Source organism: Georgenia deserti (assembly GCF_042680605.1).
In the GTDB taxonomy this organism is placed as follows: Bacteria; Actinomycetota; Actinomycetes; order Actinomycetales; family Actinomycetaceae; genus Allobogoriella; species Allobogoriella deserti.
In genome coordinates this window covers 13475-37079 of the sequence record NZ_JBHUEE010000009.1, presented here as the reverse complement: position 1 = coordinate 37079, position 23605 = coordinate 13475, and the positions used below count along the sequence as shown (strand labels likewise).

The following is a 23605-nucleotide window of genomic DNA, read 5'->3' as shown; positions in this document are numbered from 1 at the left end:
CCGGGCCGTGGCTTCGGTCGGCCGTGGCTTCGGTCGGCCGGGCTTGGGTCGGCCGGGCTTGGGTCTGCCTGCCTTGGGTCGGTCCCCTGGGTTGCGCCGGCCTGGCCAGATTCCACACCTGCCGTGCACTTGCTATTGACAAGTGCGCTTGTGAATCGCAAGTATGGCGTCGAGCCCCAAGGCCGGGGCCACACGACACGAGGGAGTCAACGATGGCCACGAACATCTTCGTCAACCTGCCGGTCACCGACCTGGACCGCGCCAAGCGCTTCTACGAGGGGCTGGGTTGGGAGATCAACCCGAACTTCACTGACGAGAACGCCGCCTGCGTCGTCATCGACGAGAACATCTTCCTGATGATCCTCACCCGCGAGTACTTCGCGACCTTCACCTCCAAGCCCATCGCCGACCCGTCGGCGACCCTGCAGGTCGAGACCGCACTGAGCCGTGATAGCCGCGAGGCCGTGGATGCTCTGGTGGAGAAGGCGATCGCGGCCGGCGGCAGCGAACCACGTCCGGCGCAGGACTACGGCTTCATGTACGGCCGCGACTTCGAGGACCCGGACGGCAACAAGTTCAGCGCCGTCTACATGGATCCGGTGGCCGCCGAGCAGGGCCCGGAGGCGTACATGGCTCAGCAGGAGGGGGCCGCCTCCTAGGCGCAGCATGGCAGGGCGACATTACGGCCAGTACTGCGGCGTCGGCACGGCCCTCGAACTCGTCGGCGAACGGTGGGCCCTGCTCATCGTTCGCGACCTGCTCGTGGGACCGCGGCGGTACTCCGACCTCAAGCGGGGGCTGGCGAGGATCCCGACGAACATCCTCGCCGCCCGGCTCAAGGAGCTCCAGGCTGCGGGCGTGATCCGCCGGGCGCCGCTGCCCACTGCCCGGGCAGGCATCATCTACGAACTCACCGAGTTCGGGCAGGGGCTCGAGGACGTCGTGCTCGCGCTGGGCCGCTGGGGTTTTCGCGCCATGGGCGAGCCGGGCGAGGACGACGTCGTCACCGAGGACTCGATGACCATGGCGCTGCGCACCGCGTTCGAGGCCGACAGTGCCGCTGAGCTGCCGGACACGGTCTACGAGCTCCGAATCGGCGACATCGTCCTGACGGCGACCGTCGCGGGCGGCACACTGCGGCTGCGCCCAGGGGTGGCCGAGTCGGCGGCGGACCTGGTGCTCTCGGCGGGGCCGGGGATTCGCCACCTCATCGCGGGTGACGTGACCGCCGAGTCGGCGCGGGCTCAGGGCCTCGTCGGGGTCCTCGACGGCGATCCAGGCCTACTCGACCGATTCATGGCGACGTTCCACATCGACGCAGATCCGGGGCCTCCGCTCGCCGCCGCCGGGTAGCACGCCTGGCTCGCCGCCGGGTAACGGGCCCTGGCTCGCCCCCGGCTGACGGACCGGATCCGGATCGGCCGGCGGCGGACCACATCGGGTCGCGTAACGGACAATCGGGGCCATGACACGCGAACTCGTCGATCTCGTCGATCTGGACCATGGTGACCCGCGGTGGGCTCTTGCGCTGCCCGTCCTCCAGGAACTCAGGCCACACCTCACGGAGGCGCTCCTCGAGACGGTGATGCGTGAAGGTGGCCCGCAGGGACTGCGGTTCCTGGCGGCGTTCGACGGCGAGACGTGCCTGGGTGTGGCCGGCTGGCGGTTCATGGCGACCACCAGCGTGATCCGCAAGCTCTACGTCGACGACCTCGTCACGGCACGCGAACGCCGTTCGGCCGGCGTCGGAGCTGTCCTGCTGCACGAGCTCGAACACCGTGCCCGGGCAGCCGGATGCTCAGCCCTCGAGCTCGACTCGGGCGTGCAGCGCCACGGCGCGCACCGCTTCTACCTCCGCGAACGCATGCGCATCTCGTCCCACCATTTCGCCAAGGAGCTGTGACCGACCGGGCGGCGCAAGGAGTTGTGACCCGAGCGGTCGGCGCCCTGGTGGCGCGGGGCCGTCACCGTCTCGTTGGTCGTCGCGGACGCCCGTCCGGCTCGCTCACCGCTGGGCGAGAACGAACGGGTACACGGCTGCCGCGCCGGCCTGCCGGAGCAGACGGGCGGCGACGGCCAGCGTCCATCCGGAGTCGGTGACGTCGTCGACCAGCACAACGGTCCGTCCCGGCAGGCCGCTCAACGCCGCATCCGAGAACTCCAGACGGAGTCGACGGTGGACGCCGGCCAGGCGCTGCGCCGAGTTCACGTCGTGCCGGCCCGGCGGGATCGGCAGGCCGTCGTCGCCGGTCGTGGCGATCACCGAGCCGACGACGGGTGCCTCCACGATGTGCGCGACACCGCGCGCCAGGTGCTCCAGCAGGCGGGGCCTGGTCGCCGAGTCCACCACAACGACGCCGTCGACACCTCCGCGAGTGCCGTCTCCGCGACGCAGCTCGTCCCTCCACTCGTGCAGGACCTGCTGGACCGGTCGCCGCAGCGCCGCCGGGAGCAATCCGTCCTGCCCGCCGTGCGCCTCGCGTGCGTCGCCGGTGCCGGCGTCGTCCGTGGCCGGCTCGTCGGTGCTGTGCCCCACGTCGTCGCTGCCGGCGGTGCGACGCGGCTCGAGCATCTCGCGTAGTGGCACCGACCAGCCCAAGCCGTCCAGGCGCGCCACGCCGCGACCCGGCTCCGGCCGCTCGTCCTCAGGGATCTTTCCCTTGAGGTCGATACCCACGGCGTCCAGCCCTGTGGGCCACTGCCGGCGCGGCGTGACCTCGATACCGGGGCGGTCCAGCGCGGCGCGCACCTGGCTCACCGCGGCCTCGTCCACCGCGGTCTCCAACTCGGTACCACCGCAGAGGTCGCACCGACCGCAGCGCCACCCCTGAGTGAGTTCGGGATCGTCGAGCTGGCTGCGCAGATACGCCATTCGGCAGCCGTCGGCGGGCAGATCGACGTAGGTGAGCATCGCCCGCTGCTCCACGATCCGCGCCTGTGCCACCCGCTCGTAGCGCTCGCGATTGTAGGTCCACGGCTGCCCCGTCGCCTCCCAGCCACCCCGGACCCGGCGGACGGCGCCGTCGACGTCGAGCACCTTGAGCATGGTCTCGAGCCGGTTCCGCCGCAGGTCCACCTGTGTCTCGAGCTTCGCCGTCGACATCGTGCCGCCCGTCTCCAACGCCGCCAGGGTCTCGCGCACGGCGGGTTCGGACGGGAAGGACAGCGAGCCGAAGTACGCCCAGATGTCCTCGTCCTCCGGCCCCGGCAGCAGCACGACGTCGGCGCGGTCCACCCCACGTCCCGCGCGGCCGACCTGCTGGTAGTAGGCGATGGGGGACGCCGGCGCGCCGAGATGCACCACGAACGCCAGATCGGGCTTGTCGAACCCCATCCCGAGCGCGGAGGTCGCCACCAAGGCCTTGAGTCGGTTCTCCTTGAGCTCGTTCTCCAGGTGTTCACGCTCGGTCGGATCGGTCTGGCCCGTGTAGGCGCGGACGTCGTGCCCGGCCTCACGCAGTTGCGCCGCAACCGTCTCGGCAGCGGCGACTGTCAGGGCGTAGACGACTCCGGACCCCTCCCATCGCGGTAGCTGCTGTCCGAGCCAGGCGACTCGAGCCGCCTGGTTCGGCAGGGTCACGACCGCCAGGTGCAACGACGGCCGATCCAGTGAGCCGCGCAGCACGAGCACGCCATCGCGCGCCGCGGCCCGTTCATCGCGCCGCACGCCGAGCTGCTCGGCCACGTCGCCACTGACCCGCGAGTTGGCGGTCGCTGTCGTGGCGAGTACGGGGATGCCCTCGGGCAGGTCGGCCAGGAGGGTTCGGATACGCCGATAATCGGGCCGGAAGTCGTGTCCCCAGTCGGAGATGCAGTGCGCCTCGTCGATCACCACCAGGCCCGCGCCCGCGGCGAGGCTGGGCAGCACCTCGTCGCGGAACGCGGGATTGTTCAGCCGCTCGGGCGAGCACAGCAGCACGTCCACCTCACCGGCGCGGATTGCCGTGTGGACGTCGTCCCACTCACCGACGTTTGCGGAGTTGATCGTGACGGCACGGATTCCCGCACGGGCTGCCGCAGCGATCTGGTCGCGCATCAGCGCCAGCAGCGGGCTGACGATCACCGTCGGTCCGGAGGGTGCGGCCCCGGTGGCACCGCCGCGCAACAACGCCGTCGCCACGAAGTAGACGGCGGACTTGCCCCACCCGGTTCGCTCCACGACGAGCGCGCGCCGATGTCCAGCGACCAGTGCCTCGATGGCGCGCCACTGGTCCTCGCGCAGGACTGCGTCGTCGCGGCCCACGAGAGCGCGCAGTGCCTCCTCAGCCCGGTCGCGCAGGCTCGCGGTCGTCTCGGTCGTGGTCACGACGCCTCGCTTCGTGCCGGGTCCGGGTGTCCAGGTGCCAGTCTGTCGTAGGTCGATGACATGGGGTGGACCGGCTGTGCAGAGACGGGCCGCGGCTCGGCGTTGTGGACTGCCCGCGGCGAGAGCGGCCGGCTGGTGTCCCGGTGTCAGAGGCGGGGACCCTGGTGGGCGACGACGGCGCCCGACGGGACGGCGTCGGCGTCGACGATGTCCTTGCCGAACGGGACCACCGTCACCGGAATCATCTTGAGGTTCGCGATCGCGAGCGGGATGCCGATGATCGTGATCGCCTGGGCGAGGGCGGTGCCGACGTGCCCGATCGCCAGCCACAGGCCGGCGATGAGGAACCACACCACGTTCGTGAGCGCGGATCCGGCGCCAGCGCCCGGCTTGCGGACCACGGTCCGGCCGAACGGCCACAGCGCGTAACTTGCCATCCGGAACGACGCCACGCCGAAGGGGATGGTGATGATCAGGACGCAGGCGAGGATGCCGAAGACGAGGTACCCGAGGGCGAGCCACAGTCCGCCGAAGACCAACCAGATGAGGTTCAGCAAGATGCGCACCCGGTCAGCCTGGCACATCCGGGCTCGAGAGGGCGGCCGCCGGCATGCGTGCGACGGGGAACGCAGGGGCCGGGCGTGAGCGAGTCCGCACCGAGGACCACGTGGGACGCGACGGCCTACGACCGGTTCGGCGCCCATCGAGCCCGGCCGGTCGCCGACCTCCTCGCCCGCGTCGGCGCCACCTCCCCCCGCCTCGTCGTGGATCTCGGCTGCGGGACCGGGGCCTCGACCCGCCCGCTCGCCGACCGTTGGCCGCACGCCCGCGTCGTCGGCGTCGACGCCTCACCGGAGATGTTGGAGAAGGCCCGGGCCACGGATCAGCGCATCGACTGGATCCAGGCCGACCTCATCACGTGGGACCCGCCCACCCCGCCCGACGTCGTGCTCACCAACGCCGTGCTGCAGTGGATCCCGGGTCACCTCGACCTCGTCCGCGACTGGGCCGGCCGGCTCGCGCCCGGCGGCTGGTTCGCCCTTCAGGTGCCGGGCAACGCCCACACCACCAGCCATACCCTCATGCGCGAACTCGTCGCCGGGATGCCCGAGGCCGAGGAGCTCCTCCCGCAGCTGCTGGACAAGACGGGCGTGGGCGAACCGGAGGACTACGCCGCCGCACTTCATGCGGCAGGCTGCGTCGACGTCGACGCGTGGGAGACGACCTACCTGCACATCCTCGATCCCGACGGGCGGCTCGAGAACCCGGTCCTGGAGTGGATGCGGGGCACGGGGTTGCGGCCGCTGCTCGGCCGGCTGCCGGCGGAGCGGGAGGAGGCGTTCCTCGAGCAGTACGCCGCCGGGGTCGCCGCGGCCCATCCCCGCACCGCGATGGGGGTGCTCATGCCGTTCCGGCGGATCTTCGCCGTCGGCCGGAGACGGTGAGGCGTGCCTCATGAGACGGCGCGAGGCGATGGAACCACGACGCCTAGAATTTCCCAGGTGACCCCTGCTGCGCCGACCGGCTCGTCCGCCGACGTTCCCACCGCGCGCCTGCCCCTGCGCGCCGGACTCGAGGGATTACACCCCTACGGTGCGCCCCAGCTCGACGTGCCGGTGCTGCTCAACGTCAACGAGAACCCGTACCCGCCCTCGGACGCCGTCGCCGCCGACGTGGCCGACGCGGTGGCGAAGGCGGCCCGCAGCCTCAACCGTTACCCGGACCGCGACTTCGGTGAGTTGCGGGCCGAGCTCGCCGAGTACCTGCGCGTGGAGTCGGGCATCACCCTGGCCGCGGAACAGATCTGGGCCGCCAACGGGTCGAACGAGGTCATGCTGCACCTCCTGCAGGCCTACGGCGGCCCGGGCCGGGCGGTGCTGTCCTTCGCGCCCACGTACTCGATGTACCCGGAGTACGCCCGGGACACGATCACCGACTGGGTCACCGGACGCCGCGAGGAGGACTTCGGCCTCGACGCCGGCCACGCCGTCGACATGATCGCGCAGCACCGCCCGGCGGTGATCCTGCTCGCCAGCCCGAACAACCCCACCGGCACGGCCTTGCCGCTGGAGACCGTCGAGGCGATTCTCGACGCCGCCCGAACCTCGGGGCCCACCGGGGCGGACGGCGAGCCCACCTCCGCCGTCGTCGTGGTCGACGAGGCCTACGGGGAGTTCCGCCGTGCGGGCACCCGCAGCGCGCTGACCCTGCTCGCGGACAACCCGCACCTCGCCGTCGCCCGCACCATGTCGAAGGCATTCGGCATGGCCGGCCTCCGACTCGGCTACCTGGCGGCCGACACGGCACTGATCGACCATCTCCGCGTGGTGCGTCTGCCGTACCACCTCTCGGCGCTCACCCAGGCGGCCGCGCTGGCGGCGCTGCGTCACCGCGAGGAGCTGATGGCTCAGATCGCCTCGCTCCGCTCGGAGCGGGACCGGCTCGTGACCTGGTTGCGCGGGCGGGGCCTGCAGGTGGCGGACTCGGACGCCAACTTCGTGCTCTTCGGGGTGCTGCCGGACCGGCACCGGGTGTGGAAAGGTCTCCTGGACCGGGGCATCCTCATCCGTGAGGTCGGTCCCGACGGTTGGTTGCGCGTCTCGGTCGGAACACCGGAGGAGACCGCGGCATTCACCACGGCACTGGAGGAGGTGCTCGAGCAGTGAGCACTGGCAAGGGCAGGACCGCACGCGTGGCCAGGACGACGTCGGAGTCCGACGTCCTGGTCGAGCTCGACCTGGACGGGACCGGTCGCACTGAGATCTCCACGACGGTGCCGTTCTACGACCACATGCTCACCGCGCTCGGCAAGCACGGCCTCATCGACCTGACCGTGCGCGCGACGGGTGACACCGACATCGACGTGCACCACACGGTCGAGGACGTCGCGATCTGCCTCGGGCGCGCCTTGCGCGACGCACTCGGGGACAAGCAGGGCATCTCCCGGTTCGGCGATGCACTCGTCCCGCTGGACGAGGCCCTCGCCCAGGCCGTGGTCGACGTCTCCGGACGCCCCTACCTGGTGCACAGCGGCGAGCCGGCCGGGCAGGAGTACCACCTCATCGGTGGCCACTTCACCGGCTCCCTGACCCGGCACGTGCTCGAGTCCGTCGCCCACCACGCCGGCATCTGCCTGCACGTGCGCGTGCTGGCCGGCCGCGATCCGCACCACATCGTCGAGGCCCAGTTCAAGGCGCTCGCGCGGGCCCTGCGCGCGGCCGTTCAACCCGATTCGCGGGTCACGGGCGTGCCGTCCACGAAGGGGGCGCTGTCGTGACCGGTACGCCACCGGAGAGCGGGCGCCCGGAGGAGAGCGAGCGTCCGGAGCCTGACGACCCGCTGAGCGAGGAGGACGTCGAGCGGATGCTCCGCGCCCTGGACGAGGCCCCCGAGGTGCCCGGTGCCGAGGAGGTGCCGGAGTCCCCGGGGGCCAGGGGGCGTGCCGCCGACGACGCGGCAGGCCCGCAGCCGGGTCGGGTAGCCCTGGTCCTCACCCCGGTCGCCTCCGGCCCGGCGCTGGCCGGCCTGTGCGCGATCGCCGGCCTCGATGTCGACGTCGTTCCGTCCTCGTCGGGCGCGATCGCCGCCCTGGAGCTCACCGCCGAGAAGAAGCCCGAGTCGGACGACTGGGATATTTCCGAGCTCGTCGGCGGCGAGGACGGGGGCTTCCCGCCCGCGGCGGAGGATCTGGCGAAGAACCTCTCCCGGCTGACCCGCGCCGGCGTCGTCCTCGTGGTCGGTGACCTCGCGAACGACGTCGGCATCGAGACGGGCCTGTCCGGCCAGCTCAGCGCGCGCCGGTACACCGGTGGCGAGGCGGAGGAGGACGTCCCCGCCGGCCTGGTCCTCGCCGGCGCCGATCAGGTGGTGGAGGACCTCATCCTCGGCCGTACCCGTCCGGCGCAGGTCAAGGGCCACCAACGCTCCGGCACGTTGCCGCGGTGGAAGGCGGCGCGGCTGTTCGGGCGCGGGTTGCGGAGGAGGAAGTCATGACACGCGTCGTCGTCCTCGACTACGGCTCCGGCAACGTGCGCAGCGCCGTCCGGGCCCTCGAGCGCGTCGGTGCCGAGGTCGAGCTTACGGCCGACCCGGACGCCGTGCTCGCCGCGGACGGTCTCGTCGTGCCCGGGGTGGGGGCGTTCTCCGCCGTCATGGACGGGCTGCGCTCGGTACGCGGGGACATGCTCGTCGAACGGCGCCTCGCCGGCGGCCGGCCGGTCCTCGGGATCTGCGTCGGCCTGCAGGTGATGTTCACCTCCGGTGAGGAGAACGGACGCACGGCCGAGGGCCTGGGGCAGTGGCCCGGTCGCGTGGAACGGCTCGACGCGCCCGTCGTGCCGCACATGGGATGGTCACCGGTGCGTGCCCCGGCCGGCTCCGTGCTGTTCGAGGGGGTGGGGGATGAGCGGTTCTACTTCGTCCACTCCTATGCCGTGCTCACCGACCCGGGCGCCGCACTCGCCGGCGACAACCCGCTCACCCCACCCCTGGTCACCTGGGCCGATCACGGGTCACCGTTCGTCGCGGCCGTCGAGAACGGAGCCCTCTCGGCCACCCAGTTCCACCCGGAGAAGTCGGGCGACGCCGGTGCCCAATTGCTGCGCAACTGGGTCGCCTCCCTCGGCTGACCACCTCGAGAGACCACGAGACGAAAGCAACGATGAATCCCCCTTTGCAGCTCCTTCCCGCCGTCGACGTCGTCGACGGCCAGGCCGTCCGGCTCTTCCAGGGTGAGGCCGGTTCCGAGACCGCGTACGGCGACCCGGCGGAGGCGGCCGCGGCCTGGGTGGAGCAGGGGGCGGAGTGGATCCACCTCGTCGATCTCGACGCCGCCTTCGGCCGGGGGTCGAACCACGAGCAGCTCGCCCGGATCGTGCGCGAACTGAACGTGGACGTCGAGCTCTCCGGCGGCATCCGCGACGACGCCTCGCTCGAGCGGGCCCTGGACTCCGGCGCCGCCCGTGTCAACCTCGGCACCGCGGCGTTGGAGCACCCGGACTGGACCGCTCGTGCCATCGCCCGCCACGGCGACCGGGTCGCCGTCGGCCTGGACGTGCGCGGCACCACCCTGGCCGCCCGTGGCTGGACGCGTGAGGGCGGCGATCTCTGGGAGGTGCTGGACCGGCTCGAGACGGCCGGCTGCGCCCGCTACGTCGTCACCGACGTCACCAAGGACGGGACCCTCCGCGGCCCCAACGTCGACCTGCTGCGTCAGGTGTGCGAGCGCACCGACGCCCCGGTGGTCGCCTCGGGTGGGGTGGCCAACCTCGGCGACGTCGAGACGTTGCGCGAGCTCACCTCGGTCGGCGTCGAGGGCGCCATCATCGGCAAGGCGCTCTACACCGGCGCGTTCACACTCGCCGAAGCGCTCGAGGTGGCCGGCCGCCCGTGACCGACCCAGGACGCGATCCCGCCAACGCCACCGACTCCGCCGGCCGGCCGTGGGCGGGCCGCGAACTGACGCCCAACCCGTTCGCCGGCGACGACGGATCGGTCCAGCCTGCCCTCGCCGCCGCCCTGGCGACGGCGGAACCGGACCGCCTCGTCGCCGTCGTCGAGGCGCTACGGCAAGCACGGGTCATGGTGCCAGTGGTCGCCCACGAGCACCCGGGTCAGGCGGACGACGGATCGGTGGCCGCTCACGCCGTGTCCCGGTTCCGCTCGGGTGATCGCACCGGTGACGCGATGGCGTCGGCCGCACTGGTGTCCGTGCGCACACCGGACGGGAGGGCCGCGATCCCCGCCTTCTCCAGTGTCCGGACCCTCGCCGCGTGGGACGCGACCGCCCGCCCGGTTCCCGTCGAGGCCACCCGCGCCGCACTGTCCGCCGTCCAGGACGCCGACTCCCTCCTCGTCCTCGATCCGGGCAACGAGCCCACCGTGCTCATTCCGCGGCCCGCCGTCTGGGCGTTGGGGCGGGGCGAGGAGTGGACCCCCTCCTGGGCCGACCCGGACCTGCCCGGGATCGCGGTGTCGGCACTGCGCGGGATCACCGAGCTGGTCGGCGTGCGGCTGGAACGCGGTGGCAAGGCGGAGCTGCGGGTGCGGCTCGCGGTCCGTCCCGGCCTTGACGCCCAGGCGCTGCGCGACGCACTCGGGCGGGCGTCCCAGGCGCTGTCCGAGGAACCCACCTTCCGTGAACGGGTGGACTCGCTCGAGCTCGCACCGCAGGCTGTCGAGGCCGAGGAGAGCTGAGAGACTGCCGCCATGAGCTCGGGTGAGACTTTCCTGGCCGCGTACGACCACGGCTTCGCCCGCGTCGCGGCATGCACCGTTCCCGTCGCGATCGCGGACCCGGCCACCAACGCCGAGGCCGTGCTCGCCGAGGCTCGCGCCTGCCACGACGACGCCGTCGCCGTGGCCGTCTTCCCCGAGCTGTGCCTGTCCGGCTACGCCATCGACGACCTGCTCCTGCAGGATCCCGTCCTGGACGGCGTCGAGGCCGCGGTGGAGACGATCGCCCGCGCGTCGGCCGACCTGCGCCCCGTCCTCGTCGTCGGCGCTCCGCTGCGGCACCGTAACCGGATCTACAACACCGCCGTCGTCATCCACCGCGGTGAGATCCTCGGTGTGGCTCCCAAGTCGCTGCTGCCGACCTACCGCGAGTTCTACGAGCGCCGGCACTTCGCGGCGGGCGACGACCAGCGCGGTCAGACCGTCACGCTCGCCGGCCGGACCGTCCCGTTCGGCCCGGATCTGCTCTTCGACGCCGCCGACGTGCCCGGGCTGGTGCTGCACGTCGAGATCTGCGAGGACATGTGGGTGCCCGTCCCACCCAGCGCCGAGGCGGCGCTGGCCGGCGCCACCGTGCTGGCCAACATCTCGGGCAGCCCGATCACCATCGGGCGCGCCGACGACCGGCACCTGCTGTGCCGGTCCGCCTCCTCCCGGTGCCTGGCCGCCTACCTCTACGCCGCGGCGGGCACCGGGGAATCGAGCAACGACCTGTCCTGGGACGGGCAGACGATGATCTACGAGAACGGCGTGCTGCTCGCCGAGACCGAGCGCTTCCCCGACGGTCCGCGCCGTTCGGTGGCTGACGTCGACGTCGACCTGTTGCGCCAGGAGCGGCTGCGGATGGGCACGTTCGACGACAACCGTCGCACACACCAGGACCGGACCGCGGCCTTCCGCACGGTCGGGTTCCGCCTCGACCCGCCGCGCACCGACATCGGGCTGCGGCGGGTCGTCGACCGGTTCCCGTTCGTCCCGGACGACGCCGACCGGCTCGCCCAGGACTGCTATGAGGCCTTCAACATCCAGGTCAGTGCGCTCACCCGGCGGATGACCTCGATCGGGTCCCCGACGTTGGTCATCGGTGTCAGCGGTGGCATCGACTCCACCCACGCCCTGCTGGTCGCGGCCCGCGCGATGGACCGGCTGGGCCGGCCACGCAGTGACATCCTGGGCTTCACCCTGCCCGGCTTCGCCACCTCCGAGCACACCCGAGCCAACGCCCACGCCCTCGCCGAGGCGCTCGGCATCACGTTCGAGGAGATCGACATCCGCCCCGCCGCGCGCGAGATGCTCGAGCGCATCGGCCACCCCTTCGCCGGCGGCGAGCCCGTCTACGACGTGACCTTCGAGAACGTGCAGGCCGGACTGCGCACCGACTACCTCTTCCGGCTCGCGAACGACCGCGGCGGCATCGTCGTCGGAACGGGCGACCTGTCCGAGATGGCGCTGGGCTGGTGCACCTACGGCGTCGGCGACCAGATGTCGCACTACGCCGTCAACGTCGGCGTGCCCAAGACCCTCATCCAGCACCTCATCCGCTGGGTGATCTCCTCCGGCGAGGTCGAGCAACGGGCGGCCGAGGTCCTGCAGTCGGTGCTCGACACCCGCATCACCCCTGAGCTCGTTCCGGCGGGGGAGGACGAGGAGGTCCAGGACACCGAACAGACGATCGGCCCCTATTCGCTGCACGACTTCACCCTCTTCTACGTGCTGCGGCACGGCTTCCGCCCGAGCAAGATCGCCTTCCTCGCCCATCACGCCTGGCGAGATCCGGAGGCCGGGACGTGGCCACCGGGCTTCCCCGACGAGGGTCGCTACGGGTACGACCTGACGGAGATCCGCCGCTGGATGCACGTCTTCCTCGAGCGCTTCTTCGGCTTCAGCCAGTTCAAGCGCTCGGCCATCCCGAACGGACCCAAGGTCATGGCCGGTGGCGCGCTCTCGCCACGAGGGGAGTGGCGCGCACCCTCGGACGGCAACGCACGGGCATGGCTCCTCGAGCTCGAACGCGCGCTGCCGGAGGAATAGCGACCGGGCTGCCGGACGTTGACCTCGGTGATCCACCGATGAGTTCGTGGCGGGCGATCCGGACACGGGGTTGTGGCCCGGACCACGGGGCCGCGCCGGAGACGGAACAGCCCGCGCGTGCTAGCCTGGTGGATCGACCGGCCAGGGTCTCGCGCCCTGGTACGCAAGCGGAGATTCTCCCACCTAGGTCTCGACCGCCCCGCGGGAAGAGGCCGGGTACAGGTCAGGCGAGGGCTCGCCCTCGCCGTGACGGTTGGTGGCACCACGCCACCCCCGTCGCAGACCTTCGAGGCCTCCGCGTGCGACCGCACGACGGAGGCCTTCTTCGTCTGACGCGGTGGCCGAGACGACGACGCAGAAGGAGCACAGCATCAGCGAACCCCGCATCAACGAGCGGATCCGCGTGCCGGAGGTCCGGCTGGTCGGGCCGGACGGTGAGCAGGTCGGCGTGGTCCGGGTCGAGGACGCCCTGCGCGTGGCGCAGGACGCCGACCTCGACCTGGTCGAGGTGGCGCCGAACGCGCGCCCGCCGGTGGCCCGCCTCATGGACTACGGCAAGTACAAGTACGAGTCCGCGATGAAGGCCCGTGACGCCCGGCGCAACCAGGCGAACACGGTGCTCAAGGAGATCCGTTTCCGCCTGAAGATCGATGCGCACGACTACGAGACCAAGAAGGGTCACGTCGAGCGCTTCCTCAAGGGCGGCGACAAGGTCAAGGTCATGATCATGTTCCGCGGCCGCGAGCAGTCCCGCCCTGAGATGGGCATGCGGCTGCTGCAGCGTCTCGCGGAGGACGTCTCGGAGCTCGGCTCCGTCGAGTCGGCGCCCCGCCAGGACGGACGCAACATGACCATGGTCATTGGTCCCCACCGGAAGAAGGCGGAGGCCAAGAACGAGCAGCGCAAGCGCCGCGACGAGGAGCGCGCGGCCCGGCGCGCCGAGAAGGCCGAGCGGGACGAGGCGAAGGCCTGACGCCCGTCTCCTGAGACAAGCGGGAAGGGCCGCGCACCGCGCGGCCGGCAGCAAGACGTCCCGGGGAGGACCACCCGGGTAGTACACCGGTGCGCCGCGGGCGCACCACGACGAGGGACGAACATGCCGAAGAACAAGACGCACTCCGGTGCGAAGAAGCGCTTCAAGACCACCGGGAGCGGCAAGTTGCGGCGCCAGCAGACCAACGCGCGCCACTACCTCGAGCACAAGCCGAGCCGCCGCACCCGCCGCCTGGCCCAGGACCAGGACGTCGCCCCCGCCGACGTCAAGAAGATCAAGAAGCTGCTCGGCAAGTAACGCCGCCCCCGACTGAAGGAGAGAAGACGTGGCACGCGTCAAGCGGGCGGTCAACGCCCAGAAGAAGCGCCGCACCACCCTGGACCGCGCCTCCGGCTACCGGGGCCAGCGTTCGCGGCTGTACCGCAAGGCCAAGGAGCAGGTGACCCACTCGTTCACCTACTCCTACCGGGACCGGCGCGCCCGCAAGGGTGACTTCCGCAAGCTGTGGATCCAGCGCATCAACGCCGCGGTCCGCGCGGAGGGCCTGACCTACAACCGCTTCATCCAGGGCCTCAAGGCCGCCGGTGTCGAGGTTGACCGTCGCATGCTCGCCGAGCTCGCGGTGAACGACACCGCCGCCTTCAACAGTCTGGTCGAGACCGCCAAGAAGGCGCTCCCGGCGGACGTCAACGCCCCCGCGGCCTGAGCCGGCCGGCGCCCGAACGCCCGGACACCGCTGGATGCTGACCAACCCCCGCGCCGAGCGGGTCCGTCGCATCGCACGGTTGTCCGGGCGTTCGGCGCGTGAGAAGCACCGGCAGTACCTCGCCGAGGGCCCGCAGGCGGTGCGCGAGGCGGTGCGGTGCGCCGCCGGGCAGGTCCGAGACGTCTACCTCACGCCGGGCGCCGCCGCACGGCACGACGACATCGCCACCGCGGCCCGCGAGGCCGGCGTGTACCTGCACGAGGCGAGCGAGGACGTGCTGCGTGCCATGAGCGCCGACGCCCAGGGGGTCCTCGCCGTGATGGACATGCCGACGGCGCCGCCCACCCTGGCCTCCCTCACCGAACCGTCCGACGACGGCGGGCGAGCGCGCCTGGTCGCCGTCCTGGCCGAGGTCACAGATCCGGGCAACGCCGGGACGGTCATCCGAGCCGCCGACGCGGCCGGTGCCGACGCCGTCGTCCTGTGCCTCGGCAGCGTCGAGCTCACCAATCCCAAGGTGGTCCGGGCCAGCGCCGGCTCGCTCTTCCACCTGCCGGTCGTCACCGGCACCGACCTCGCCGAGACGGTCGCGGTGCTGCGCCGCGCCGGCCTGACCGTGCTCGCCGCCGACGGCGCAGGGGAGTGGGACCTCGACGATCTCCTCGATCGAGCCGCGCTCGCCGGGCTACCCGCCGATCTCGCCGGCGCTCCGGGCAACCTGGCCGCCACGGCGCTCGTCGCCCCCGACCTCGGTGCGCCGACCGCGTGGGTCTTCGGTCACGAGGCGCGCGGGCTCAGCGAGGCCGACCGGGCGCGGTGCGACGCGGCGGTCCGGGTCCCCATCCACGGTCGGGCCGAGTCGCTCAACCTCGCCACGGCTGCAACCGTCTTCCTCTACGCCTCCGCACGGAGCCAACGATGACCGACCACCTCAGCGCCGGTCCCGACGACGTCGAGGCCCTCGTCGCCCGTATCTGCGACCACCGTGCCCGCGCCGCCGGCACGGTCCCCGGCGCGATTGGGCGTCTCATCATCGGGCTGGCAGGCCCGCCCGGAGCGGGAAAGTCCACCGTCACCGGTGCGCTCACCGCCGCGCTTGCCCGCGCGGGTCTGGCCAGTGTCGTCGTCGGGATGGACGGGTACCACCTGGCGCAGGCAGAGCTCGAGCGGCTGGGCCGGGCCGATCGCAAGGGCGCCCCGGACACCTTCGACGCCGACGGGTACGTCGCGCTCATCCGGCGTATCCGCGTCCAACGGCCGGACTCACCGGTGGTGTACGCGCCCGCGTTCGATCGTCACCTGGAAGAGCCGGTCGCGGGCGCCGTGGCGGTCGCGGCCGATGTCCCGGTCGTCCTGACCGAGGGTAACTACCTGCTGCTGGATCGTGAGCCGTGGCGCCGCCTCGGCGACCTGCTCGACGAGACGTGGTACCTCGAGGTGGACGAGACCGCCCGGCGCCGCCGTCTGGTGGCCCGGCACATCGCCCACGGGCGCAGCCCCGAGGCGGCCGCCGAGTGGGAGGACCGATCCGACCAGGCCAACGCCGAGGTGGTCGCCGCCTCCCGGCACCGTGCCGACGTCGTGGTCTCCTGGCGAGAGGGCTGAGGACCGCACCGGTCGCCGGCACGGGAATGTCCCGGGGCGGCCGATCCTTGCACCGGCATGGACTTCAACCAGCAGATCGTCGACACCTTCCGCGCCAACGGCGGCGAGGTCAACGAGCCCATGCGGTTCGGCACGAACCTCGTCCTCGTCCACGTCCCCAAGAAGGACGGCACCGAACGAGTCACGCCGCTCGCCGCGGTGCAGCAGGACGGCGCGTGGCACGTCGCAGGCTCGGCCGGCGGCTCGCCGCGGCACCCGGCCTGGGTCTTCGCCCTGCGGCGTGCGGACCGGCTCACCATCGAGGTCCCGGGTGACCCCGTCGAGACGGTGCCCGTCTCGGTCACCGAGGTGACAGGGCCCGAACGTGACGCGATGTGGGAGCGCTTCAAGCAGTTCTCGAGCGGGTTCGCCGAGTACGAGGAGAAGGCCCAGGGTCGGATCATCCCGATCTTCCGCCTGGCAGCCTGACAGCCTGACGTCCTCACCGTCCGAGCGGCCTCGCGACCGGGGGCAGCGTCCCATCTGGCGAGCAGTTCGCGGTCAGCTATTTACGGCATGGCCTCGTCACGTTATATGGTGAGGCAATGCTTACCTCTGAGGCGCGCGCAGCTGCGGCGGTCGTTCAGGATGACCGGCCCGCCTACCGCCCGTACGCGGTCGCCGTCTCCCGGGTCGAGCCGCTGAGCCGGAGCTTCGTCCGGGTGACGCTCACCGGTCCCGACCTGCGGTGGTTCGGCACCCATCGCCTCGACCAGCGGGTCAAGCTCGTCCTGCCCCGGGAGAGCGATGGCCATCTCTGCGACGTCGGCGTCGACGACGAGGCCACCATCCTGGACGGCACGTGGTACCACCGTTACCGGGATCTGCCTGAGTCCGAACGGTCCCCGATCCGGACCTACACGGTCCGTGACGTCCGCCCGGAGCGCGCCGAGGTCGACATCGACATGGTCCGCCACGGTGAAGTCGGCCCGGCCTCCCGGTGGGCCGGTCGCGCCCGTGCGGGCGACGAACTGATCCTCGTCGGTCCGGACGCCCGCTCGCGCGAGGCCATGGTCGGCATCGACTGGTCGCCCGGCACGGCCACCGAGCTCCTCCTCGCCGGTGACGAGACGGCGGTGCCGGCCATCTGCTCCATCCTCGAGACCTTGCCCGCCGGCCGTCGCGCCCGCGCCTTCGTCGAGGTTCCGGACTCCGCCGACTTCCTCGGCGTCGACCTGCCGGACCACGCCACCATCACCTGGCTCGCCCGCGGTTCGCGTCCGCATGGCGAGGCCCTGGTTCCCGAGGTGCGCGAGTGGATCAACGCGAACTCGGCCACCGTTGGCCGCTCGCTCGGGATCGGCGTGCAGGACCTCGAGGACGTCGACGTGGACAGTGAGATCCTCTGGGACTCGCCGGTCGTGCGGGTCCTGCCGCACGACGTCTGCAGCCGCGGCGGCGAGCGGTGCGGGAGCGACTTCTACGCCTGGTTCGCCGGTGAGGCAGGCACCATCAAGACCCTGCGCCGCCTCCTCGTCTCCGAGATCGGGGTCTGCCGGCGCCGCGTCGCGTTCATGGGTTACTGGCGCGCCGGGCGCGCCGAGTCGGCCTGACCGCCGAACATGACCGCCGTCCGCACCACGCCGGAGGCGGCGCCGCCGATCACGGCCGCGCACGCCCGCCGCCGGAGCCTCGCCCTTGTCGGCAGCGTCCTCGCGCTCGCCGCGGTCACCGCCGCCTCCCTGGCCCTTGGCACCCGCGATATCGCACCGGCCGACGTGTTCACCGCCCTGGCCGACCGGGTGCCCGGCAACCCCGACCACGCGGTCGTCTGGGACCAGCGGATCCCGCGGACCGTCGTCGGGCTCGCCGCCGGCGCCGCGCTGGGCCTGGCCGGTGCCGTCATGCAGGGCATCACGCGCAACCCGCTCGCCGACCCCGGACTCCTCGGCGTCAACGCCGGCGGGTCGGTCGGCGTCGTCCTCGCCGTCACGGTGCTCGGCATCACGAGCCCGCTGGGCTACATCTGGTTCGCCCTCGGTGGGGCCGCCGTCGCCGCCGGCGTCGTCTACGGCGTCGGCGCGGTGGGACGCGACGGTGCGACCCCGGTCAAGCTCGCCCTGGCCGGCACCGCCGTCACCGCCGGGGCCACCTCCTTCATCACCCTCATGCAGCTGACCGATCGGACCACGCTCGAGGCCTACCGGCGCTGGGCCGTCGGCTCCCTCGCCGGGCGTGGTACCGAGACGCTCACCGACCTCGCCGCGTTCCTGCTGGCCGGGGCGGTCCTCGCGCTGCTCGTCGGCCGCACGTTGAATCTGCTCGCCCTCGGCGACGACGTCGCCCGGGGCCTGGGCCAGCATCTCGCGCTCGCGCGTGTCGTCACCGCGGTGGCCGTCGTCCTGCTGGCCGGTTCGGCGACGGCGGTCGCCGGTCCGATCGTCTTCGTCGGACTCGTCGTCCCGCACCTGGCGCGCGCGCTCATGGGCCCGGACTACCGCGCCATCCTGCCGTTCTCCCTGCTGATCGGGCCGATCCTGCTGCTCGCCGCGGACGTCGCCGGACGACTCGTCGTGCGTCCCGGGGAGCTCGAGGCAGGGATCCTCGTCGCCGTCGTCGGGGCCCCGGTCCTGGTCGCCATCGTCCGCCGGGTGAAGTTGTCGGGGCTGTGATGACGACGCCGACCCTCACCCGTAGTCCTGCGAGACCTGCCGCGCCGGTGCGGTGGCGGCCGCCGCGTTCCCGTCGCCTGACGGCGGTGCTCAGCCTCGCGGTCCTCGCGCTGGTCTGGGCGCACCTGGCCGTTGGCAACGACATGTCCGCCGGCGAGATCCTCGCCACGTTGACCGGCCGCGGCGACGGAGAGTTCACCATCTTCCGGCTCCGGTTGCCCGCCGCCGCGCTCGGCGCCGCGGTGGGTGCCGCGTTCGGGGTGGCCGGCGGCCTGTTCCAGACCGTGCTGCGCAATCCGCTCGCCAGCCCGGACATCCTCGGCGTGAGCGGTGGCGCCTCGCTGGCCGCGGCCACGGGCATCTTGGTGCTCTCCCTCGGCGGTGCCGCGATCTCGCTCGCCGCTCTCGTCGGGGCGTTCGCCGCCGCGGTCGCCATCTATGTCCTCGCCTGGAGCGACGGTGTCAGCGGCTACCGCTTCGTGCTCATCGGCGTCGGCGTCGCCTTCGCCGTCCAGGCCGCCCTCGCGTACCTGGTCTCCCGCGCCGACGTCAACGACGTGCGCGAGGCTCTGGTGTGGATGGTCGGCAGTCTCGGTACGCCCGACTGGTCGGAGGTCGGCCTGCTCGTCCTCGCCCTCGCCGTGCTGCTGCCGGCCGTCGCCGCCGTGTCCCCGCGGGTGCGCATCATGCAGCTCGGCGACGAGACCGCGGGCGGGCTGGGGGTGCCCGCAGAGACCACGCGGCTCGGCGCGCTGGCCCTGGCCGTGGCGCTCGCCGCCGTCGGCACGGCGTTCGCCGGCCCGGTCGCCTTCGTCGCCTTCGTCTCTGCCCCGGTTGCCCGACGCCTCGCACCTGGCGGGGGACTGGCTCTGGTCCCCAGCGCGCTCGTCGGCGCCGCGTTGGTGCTGGCCGCCGCGCTCGTCGGCGAGCACCTGTTCCCCATGAGCGTCCCGGTCGGCATCGTCACCGGTCTCGTCGGGGCGCCGTACCTGCTGTATCTGCTCGCGCGCGGCCAGCGCACCGGGAGGACCGTATGACCGAGCCGCTCCGACGGCGCACCACCCCGCACGAGCTGCGTGCCGAGGCCCTCCGTCTGGCCTACGACGGCGCGCCGGTGATCGACGGCCTCGACCTCGAGCTCCCGGACGGCCGCATCACCGCGATCGTCGGCGCCAACGGGTGCGGCAAGTCGACTCTGCTGCGTGGACTGTCTCGCCTGCTCAAGCCGCGTTCCGGCGTCGTCCTCCTGGACGGGGCAGCCGTCCACTCACGTCCCGCCCGCGAGGTGGCCACGGTGATCGGCATCCTCCCGCAGCAGGCGACCGCGCCGGAGGGCATCACCGTGGCCGACCTGGTGGGCCGCGGCCGCTACCCGCACCAGGGCTGGTTCCGGCGGTGGACCTCCACCGACGACGACGTCGTGCGGCAGGCGCTCGAGGCGACCGCCACCGCGGACCTGGCCCAGCGTCGTGTCGAGGAGCTCTCCGGCGGGCAGCGCCAGCGGGTGTGGATCGCCATGGCGCTCGCCCAGGACCCGGACGTGTTGCTGCTCGACGAACCCACCACCTTCCTCGACCTGGCCCACCAGCTCGACGTGCTCGACCTGCTGCACGAGCAGAACCGGACTCGGCACACCACCGTCGCGATGGTGCTCCACGACCTCAACATGGCCGCCCGGTACGCCGATCACCTCGTGGTGATGGCCGCCGGCCACGTCCTCGCCACCGGATCCCCGGAGCGCGTCCTGACCGCCGGCCTCGTGCGCGAGGCGTTCGGGCTCACGGCACGGATCGTGCCGGATCCCGTGACCGGCTCGCCGATGGTGATCCCGGTCGGCCGCTCGCAGGCCCGGCAGCCCACGCCCAGGGACGCCGACGGTCCGGCTCGGGCCGCGGTGCAGCAGGCCACCTGACCCGACCACCGACGTGCCGGCCGCTCGGCCGGAACGACCCATCCAGACGGGAGATGCGTGTGACCCCCATCCGACGTGTCATCGCGGCCACCTCCGCCGCCGGCCTGCTCGCGCTGGCCGCCTGCTCCGGCGGAGACCAGACCGACGGCTCCGACGCCTCCGGCGGCTCCGGCGAGGACGGCGAGGCCGGGGACTTCGAGCCCGTCACGCTCGAGCACGCGTTCGGCTCCACCGAGATCAGTGAGCAACCCCAGGACGTCGTGACACTCGGGTGGGGCAGCACCGAGGCGGCACTTGCTCTCGGGGTCGAACCGGTCGGCATCGAGCAACAGACCTACGGCGCCGACGGCCAGGGCCGGCTGCCCTGGGTGGCCGAGGCACTGCAGGAGGCGGGGGCGGAGCCGACGATGCTCCCTCCTGCGGTCGAGGAGCCACCGTACGAGGAGATCGACAGCCTGTCGCCGGACCTCATCCTCGCGCCCTATTCCGGGATCGACGAGGAGCAGTACGAACTGCTCAGCGAGATCGCCCCGACCGTCGCCTACCCCGAGGCGCCGTGGACGACCCCGTGGCGCGACGTCATCACCCTCACCGGTGAGGCGCTCGGGCTGGCCGACGAGGCGGACGGCCTCGTCGAGGACCTGGACGGACGGATCGAGCAGGCCGTCGCCGACCATCCCGAGCTGGAGGGCAAGTCCGTCGCCGCGATCTGGGACGTCGGTGGGGTGTTCTACGTCTATCGGCCGCAGGACTCCCGGGTCGACTTCCTCCTCGACCTCGGACTCACCTCGGCGCCGGCCGTCGAGGAGCTGGCCTCCGGCTCGAACACGTTCCTCTACGAGCTGAGCTACGAGGAGACCAGCCGGCTCGAGTCCGACATCGTGGTGAACTACGCCTCCACCCAGGAGGAGGTGGAGACCTTCCTCGACCAGTCGTACGCGCAGGCGATTCCCGCCGTCCAGGACGGGGCCGTCGCGCACATCGTCGGTGACGACCTCGTCGCGGCCATGTCCCCTCCGACGGCGCTGTCCATCACCTGGGGCCTCGAGGAGTACGTCGACGCGATCTCCGAGGCGGCCGCAGCAGCGGAGTGAGGCGGGTTGCGGGCCAGCGCCGCGCCGACGGTGTGGACGGCCCCGGGGCTGACCCGCATTCTGGACGGATGCGGCTCTTCGTCTCGCTCGACCTGCCGACGGAGGTCTGCGCACACCTCGACCTCGCGGTCCGGTCGGTCACCGAGCTCGACCCCGCGCCCCTTCCGGGCCGTGGCCGTCCGGCTCTGCGGTGGACACCGGCGGAGCAGCGCCACCTCACAGTGGCGTTCTACGGCGAGGTCCCCGACGGGGCCGTCGGGGACCTGCGCGAGGACCTGGCCGCCACGGCACGGGAGTTCGCCCCGGTCGAACTGCGGCTGCAGGGCGCCGGAGTCTTCTCCGGGCAGACGCTCTGGGCCGGCGTGCACGAGACCTCGCCGCGGTTGCACAGCGAGGAACGTAGCGATCTCATGCGGCTCATGGCCGCGTGCGAGGAGGTCGGCGCGCGGCATCTCGCCCCGCCGGCGGCGGACGCCGTCCGTTCGCGTGACCGCCGGCGCGCGCACGTGACACTGGCCCGCTCGCGGGACCGACGCCTCGGCGAGGTGGAGCTGCGCCGTCGGGCCCGGGCGCTGGCGGTCTACACCGGGCCGGAATGGACCGCCGAGGCGATGACCTTGGTCCGCTCCGAACTCGGTGCCGGCCGGGGTGGGACGGCGTTGCACACGCCCGTGGCGCGGCTGCCACTGGGCGGCGCCTCCTGATCTCGACGGCGTGTCAATGCTGAGAGCGGCGAGGTGAGCATCGCGTACGAGGCGCCTTCGCTACAGTGGCGCCATGAGGCCGCCACTCGCCGGACGATTTACCGGGCCCGCCCAGGGCCGCGGGTCCGGCTCGGCCTGAGCCTCGAGATCGCTGCGTGCCCGGGCGGGCATCCCACCTACAATCACCCGCTGGCACGGTGTCCTGGGCACCGGCCGTCCGATCCGCCCGGAAGGTAGGCATGACGTCAACGCCGGACACAGCATCCGAAACCGCACCGTCCGACACCACCGCACCCGAGTCCGCCACACCCCTGAATCCGCTGGACGAGGGGGGTGTGCACGCGGCGACCCACGAGGCCCTGGCCGCCGTCGCCGCGGCCGGCACGCTGGACGAGCTCAAGGCGGTGCGCCTCGCCCACGCCGGCGACCGCAGTCCGCTCGCGCTGGCCAACCGCGCCATCGGCGGCCTCGACAAGAAGGACAAGGCCGCGGCGGGCAAGCTGGTCGGCCAGGCCCGTGGCCGCGTCACGAAGGCTGTCGCCGCCCGCCAGGCCGAGCTCGAGGCCGAGCGCGACGCTCAGGTCCTCACCGCCGAAGCCGTGGACGTCACCCTGCCCACGGCCCGTGAGCCGCGTGGCGCCCGGCACCCGCTGGCGACGCTGATGGAGGACGTGTCCGACTTCTTCGTCTCCCTCGGATGGGAGATCGCCGAGGGGCCCGAGGTCGAGCACGAGTGGTTCAACTTCGACGCGCTCAACTTCGGCGTGGACCATCCGGCACGGCAGATGCAGGACACCTTCTACGTCGACCCGCCCGAGAGCGCCGGGGGAGACCCGCACCTCGTCCTGCGCACCCACACCTCGCCCGTGCAGGCCCGCGCCATGCTCGCCCGGGGCGTGCCGCTGTACATCGCGTGTCCCGGCAAGGTGTTCCGCACCGACGCCCTCGACGCGACGCACACGCCGGTCTTCCACCAGGTCGAGGGCCTCGCCGTCGACACAGGGCTGACCATGGCGCATCTGAAGGGCACCCTGGACCACTTCGCCCGCGCCATGTTCGGGCCCGAGGCGCGCACCCGGTTGCGCCCGAGCTTCTTCCCCTTCACCGAGCCCAGCGCCGAGATGGATCTGTGGTTCCCGCAGAAGAAGGGGGGAGCCGGCTGGATCGAATGGGGCGGCTGCGGCATGGTCAACCCGAACGTGCTGCGCGCCGCGGGCGTCGACCCGGACGTCTACTCCGGGTTCGCGTTCGGTATGGGCATCGAACGCACTCTCATGCTGCGCCACGGCATCGCCGACATGCGCGACATGGTCGAGGGAGACGTGCGCTTCTCCCTCCAGTTCGGCACCACCGGAAGGGGCAACTGAG

26 protein-coding genes are annotated in these 23605 nt (G+C 72.2%); 24 read left to right on the top strand and 2 right to left on the bottom strand.

Annotated features, from left to right (window positions below; translation table 11 throughout):
- The first annotated feature begins 212 nt into the window (after positions 1-212).
- The 3 genes from ACFSE6_RS15675 (at position 213) to ACFSE6_RS15665 (ending at position 1903) form a co-directional block, all read left to right on the top strand.
- Positions 213-659 (top strand): VOC family protein, encoded by a 447-nt coding sequence (locus ACFSE6_RS15675; RefSeq protein ID WP_388009264.1) that lies wholly within the window; start codon positions 213-215, stop codon positions 657-659.
- 7 nt (positions 660-666) lie between these two features.
- The gene (locus ACFSE6_RS15670; RefSeq protein ID WP_388009261.1) at positions 667-1353 is read left to right on the top strand and encodes a winged helix-turn-helix transcriptional regulator; all 687 of its coding nucleotides are present in this window, start codon (positions 667-669) and stop codon (positions 1351-1353) included.
- A 112-nt stretch (positions 1354-1465) separates the two neighbouring features.
- A complete protein-coding gene (locus ACFSE6_RS15665) occupies positions 1466-1903 on the top strand; it encodes a GNAT family N-acetyltransferase (protein ID WP_388009258.1) in 438 nt (145 codons plus the stop codon).
- A gap of 102 nt (positions 1904-2005) precedes the next feature.
- Here the strand turns inward: ACFSE6_RS15665 and ACFSE6_RS15660 are convergent, their stop codons facing one another.
- Positions 2006-4306, bottom strand: a complete 2301-nt coding sequence (locus ACFSE6_RS15660) for a RecQ family ATP-dependent DNA helicase (protein WP_388009255.1) — start codon at positions 4304-4306, stop codon at positions 2006-2008.
- Positions 4307-4452: 146 nt separating this feature from the next.
- Positions 4453-4872: a YccF domain-containing protein gene (locus ACFSE6_RS15655; RefSeq protein WP_388009252.1), complete on the bottom strand. Its 420-nt coding sequence runs from the start codon at positions 4870-4872 to the stop codon at positions 4453-4455.
- 75 nt (positions 4873-4947) lie between these two features.
- On the opposite strand from ACFSE6_RS15655, the gene ACFSE6_RS15650 reads away from it, so the two are divergent.
- The 21 genes from ACFSE6_RS15650 (at position 4948) to pheS (ending at position 23604) form a co-directional block, all read left to right on the top strand.
- Complete coding sequence (locus ACFSE6_RS15650; protein ID WP_388009249.1) at positions 4948-5751, top strand: methyltransferase domain-containing protein; 804 nt, start codon at positions 4948-4950, stop codon at positions 5749-5751.
- A 57-nt stretch (positions 5752-5808) separates the two neighbouring features.
- A complete protein-coding gene (locus tag ACFSE6_RS15645) occupies positions 5809-6972 on the top strand; it encodes a histidinol-phosphate transaminase (RefSeq protein ID WP_388009246.1) in 1164 nt (387 codons plus the stop codon).
- On the top strand, positions 6969-7583 hold the full coding sequence (gene hisB / locus ACFSE6_RS15640) for an imidazoleglycerol-phosphate dehydratase HisB (protein ID WP_388009243.1): 615 nt from the start codon (positions 6969-6971) through the stop codon (positions 7581-7583). Before ACFSE6_RS15645 ends, hisB begins: the two co-directional genes overlap by 4 nt.
- Entirely contained in the window at positions 7580-8299 is a 720-nt protein-coding gene (locus ACFSE6_RS15635) for a hypothetical protein (protein WP_388009240.1), read from the top strand. The genes hisB and ACFSE6_RS15635 overlap by 4 nt, the downstream gene beginning before the upstream one ends.
- Positions 8296-8934, top strand: coding sequence for an imidazole glycerol phosphate synthase subunit HisH (gene hisH / locus ACFSE6_RS15630; RefSeq protein ID WP_388009237.1), 639 nt, complete (start codon positions 8296-8298; stop codon positions 8932-8934). The genes ACFSE6_RS15635 and hisH overlap by 4 nt, the downstream gene beginning before the upstream one ends.
- A gap of 32 nt (positions 8935-8966) precedes the next feature.
- The gene (gene priA, locus ACFSE6_RS15625; RefSeq protein ID WP_388009234.1) at positions 8967-9698 is read left to right on the top strand and encodes a bifunctional 1-(5-phosphoribosyl)-5-((5-phosphoribosylamino)methylideneamino)imidazole-4-carboxamide isomerase/phosphoribosylanthranilate isomerase PriA; all 732 of its coding nucleotides are present in this window, start codon (positions 8967-8969) and stop codon (positions 9696-9698) included.
- Positions 9695-10501 carry an SseB family protein gene (locus tag ACFSE6_RS15620; RefSeq protein ID WP_388009231.1) on the top strand — a complete coding sequence of 269 codons (807 nt, stop codon included), beginning with the start codon at positions 9695-9697 and terminating at the stop codon, positions 10499-10501. The genes priA and ACFSE6_RS15620 overlap by 4 nt, the downstream gene beginning before the upstream one ends.
- A 12-nt stretch (positions 10502-10513) precedes the next feature.
- Positions 10514-12571 (top strand): NAD(+) synthase, encoded by a 2058-nt coding sequence (locus ACFSE6_RS15615; RefSeq protein WP_388009228.1) that lies wholly within the window; start codon positions 10514-10516, stop codon positions 12569-12571.
- Between the two features lie 337 nt (positions 12572-12908).
- A complete protein-coding gene (gene infC, locus ACFSE6_RS15610) occupies positions 12909-13544 on the top strand; it encodes a translation initiation factor IF-3 (protein ID WP_388009225.1) in 636 nt (211 codons plus the stop codon).
- A gap of 123 nt (positions 13545-13667) precedes the next feature.
- Positions 13668-13862: a 50S ribosomal protein L35 gene (gene rpmI / locus ACFSE6_RS15605; RefSeq protein ID WP_388009222.1), complete on the top strand. Its 195-nt coding sequence runs from the start codon at positions 13668-13670 to the stop codon at positions 13860-13862.
- A gap of 28 nt (positions 13863-13890) precedes the next feature.
- Positions 13891-14271 (top strand): 50S ribosomal protein L20, encoded by a 381-nt coding sequence (rplT, locus tag ACFSE6_RS15600; RefSeq protein WP_388009219.1) that lies wholly within the window; start codon positions 13891-13893, stop codon positions 14269-14271.
- Between the two features lie 34 nt (positions 14272-14305).
- Positions 14306-15193: a TrmH family RNA methyltransferase gene (locus ACFSE6_RS15595; protein WP_388009216.1), complete on the top strand. Its 888-nt coding sequence runs from the start codon at positions 14306-14308 to the stop codon at positions 15191-15193.
- The gene (locus ACFSE6_RS15590; protein ID WP_388009213.1) at positions 15190-15876 is read left to right on the top strand and encodes a nucleoside/nucleotide kinase family protein; all 687 of its coding nucleotides are present in this window, start codon (positions 15190-15192) and stop codon (positions 15874-15876) included. Before ACFSE6_RS15595 ends, ACFSE6_RS15590 begins: the two co-directional genes overlap by 4 nt.
- Positions 15877-15933: 57 nt before the next feature.
- Positions 15934-16344: a nitroreductase/quinone reductase family protein gene (locus tag ACFSE6_RS15585; protein ID WP_388009210.1), complete on the top strand. Its 411-nt coding sequence runs from the start codon at positions 15934-15936 to the stop codon at positions 16342-16344.
- Positions 16345-16460: 116 nt separating this feature from the next.
- Positions 16461-17468 carry a siderophore-interacting protein gene (locus ACFSE6_RS15580; protein WP_388009207.1) on the top strand — a complete coding sequence of 336 codons (1008 nt, stop codon included), beginning with the start codon at positions 16461-16463 and terminating at the stop codon, positions 17466-17468.
- A gap of 9 nt (positions 17469-17477) precedes the next feature.
- Positions 17478-18527 carry a FecCD family ABC transporter permease gene (locus ACFSE6_RS15575; protein ID WP_388009204.1) on the top strand — a complete coding sequence of 350 codons (1050 nt, stop codon included), beginning with the start codon at positions 17478-17480 and terminating at the stop codon, positions 18525-18527.
- Positions 18528-18613: 86 nt separating this feature from the next.
- Entirely contained in the window at positions 18614-19564 is a 951-nt protein-coding gene (locus ACFSE6_RS15570) for a FecCD family ABC transporter permease (protein WP_388009201.1), read from the top strand.
- Complete coding sequence (locus tag ACFSE6_RS15565; RefSeq protein WP_388009198.1) at positions 19561-20439, top strand: ABC transporter ATP-binding protein; 879 nt, start codon at positions 19561-19563, stop codon at positions 20437-20439. The genes ACFSE6_RS15570 and ACFSE6_RS15565 overlap by 4 nt, the downstream gene beginning before the upstream one ends.
- 53 nt (positions 20440-20492) lie before the next feature.
- Positions 20493-21533, top strand: coding sequence for an iron-siderophore ABC transporter substrate-binding protein (locus ACFSE6_RS15560; protein ID WP_465254170.1), 1041 nt, complete (start codon positions 20493-20495; stop codon positions 21531-21533).
- Positions 21534-21601: 68 nt separating this feature from the next.
- The gene (gene thpR / locus ACFSE6_RS15555; RefSeq protein WP_388009192.1) at positions 21602-22237 is read left to right on the top strand and encodes an RNA 2',3'-cyclic phosphodiesterase; all 636 of its coding nucleotides are present in this window, start codon (positions 21602-21604) and stop codon (positions 22235-22237) included.
- Positions 22238-22476: 239 nt separating this feature from the next.
- Entirely contained in the window at positions 22477-23604 is a 1128-nt protein-coding gene (gene pheS / locus ACFSE6_RS15550; protein ID WP_388009189.1) for a phenylalanine--tRNA ligase subunit alpha, read from the top strand.
- Position 23605 lies beyond the last annotated feature (1 nt).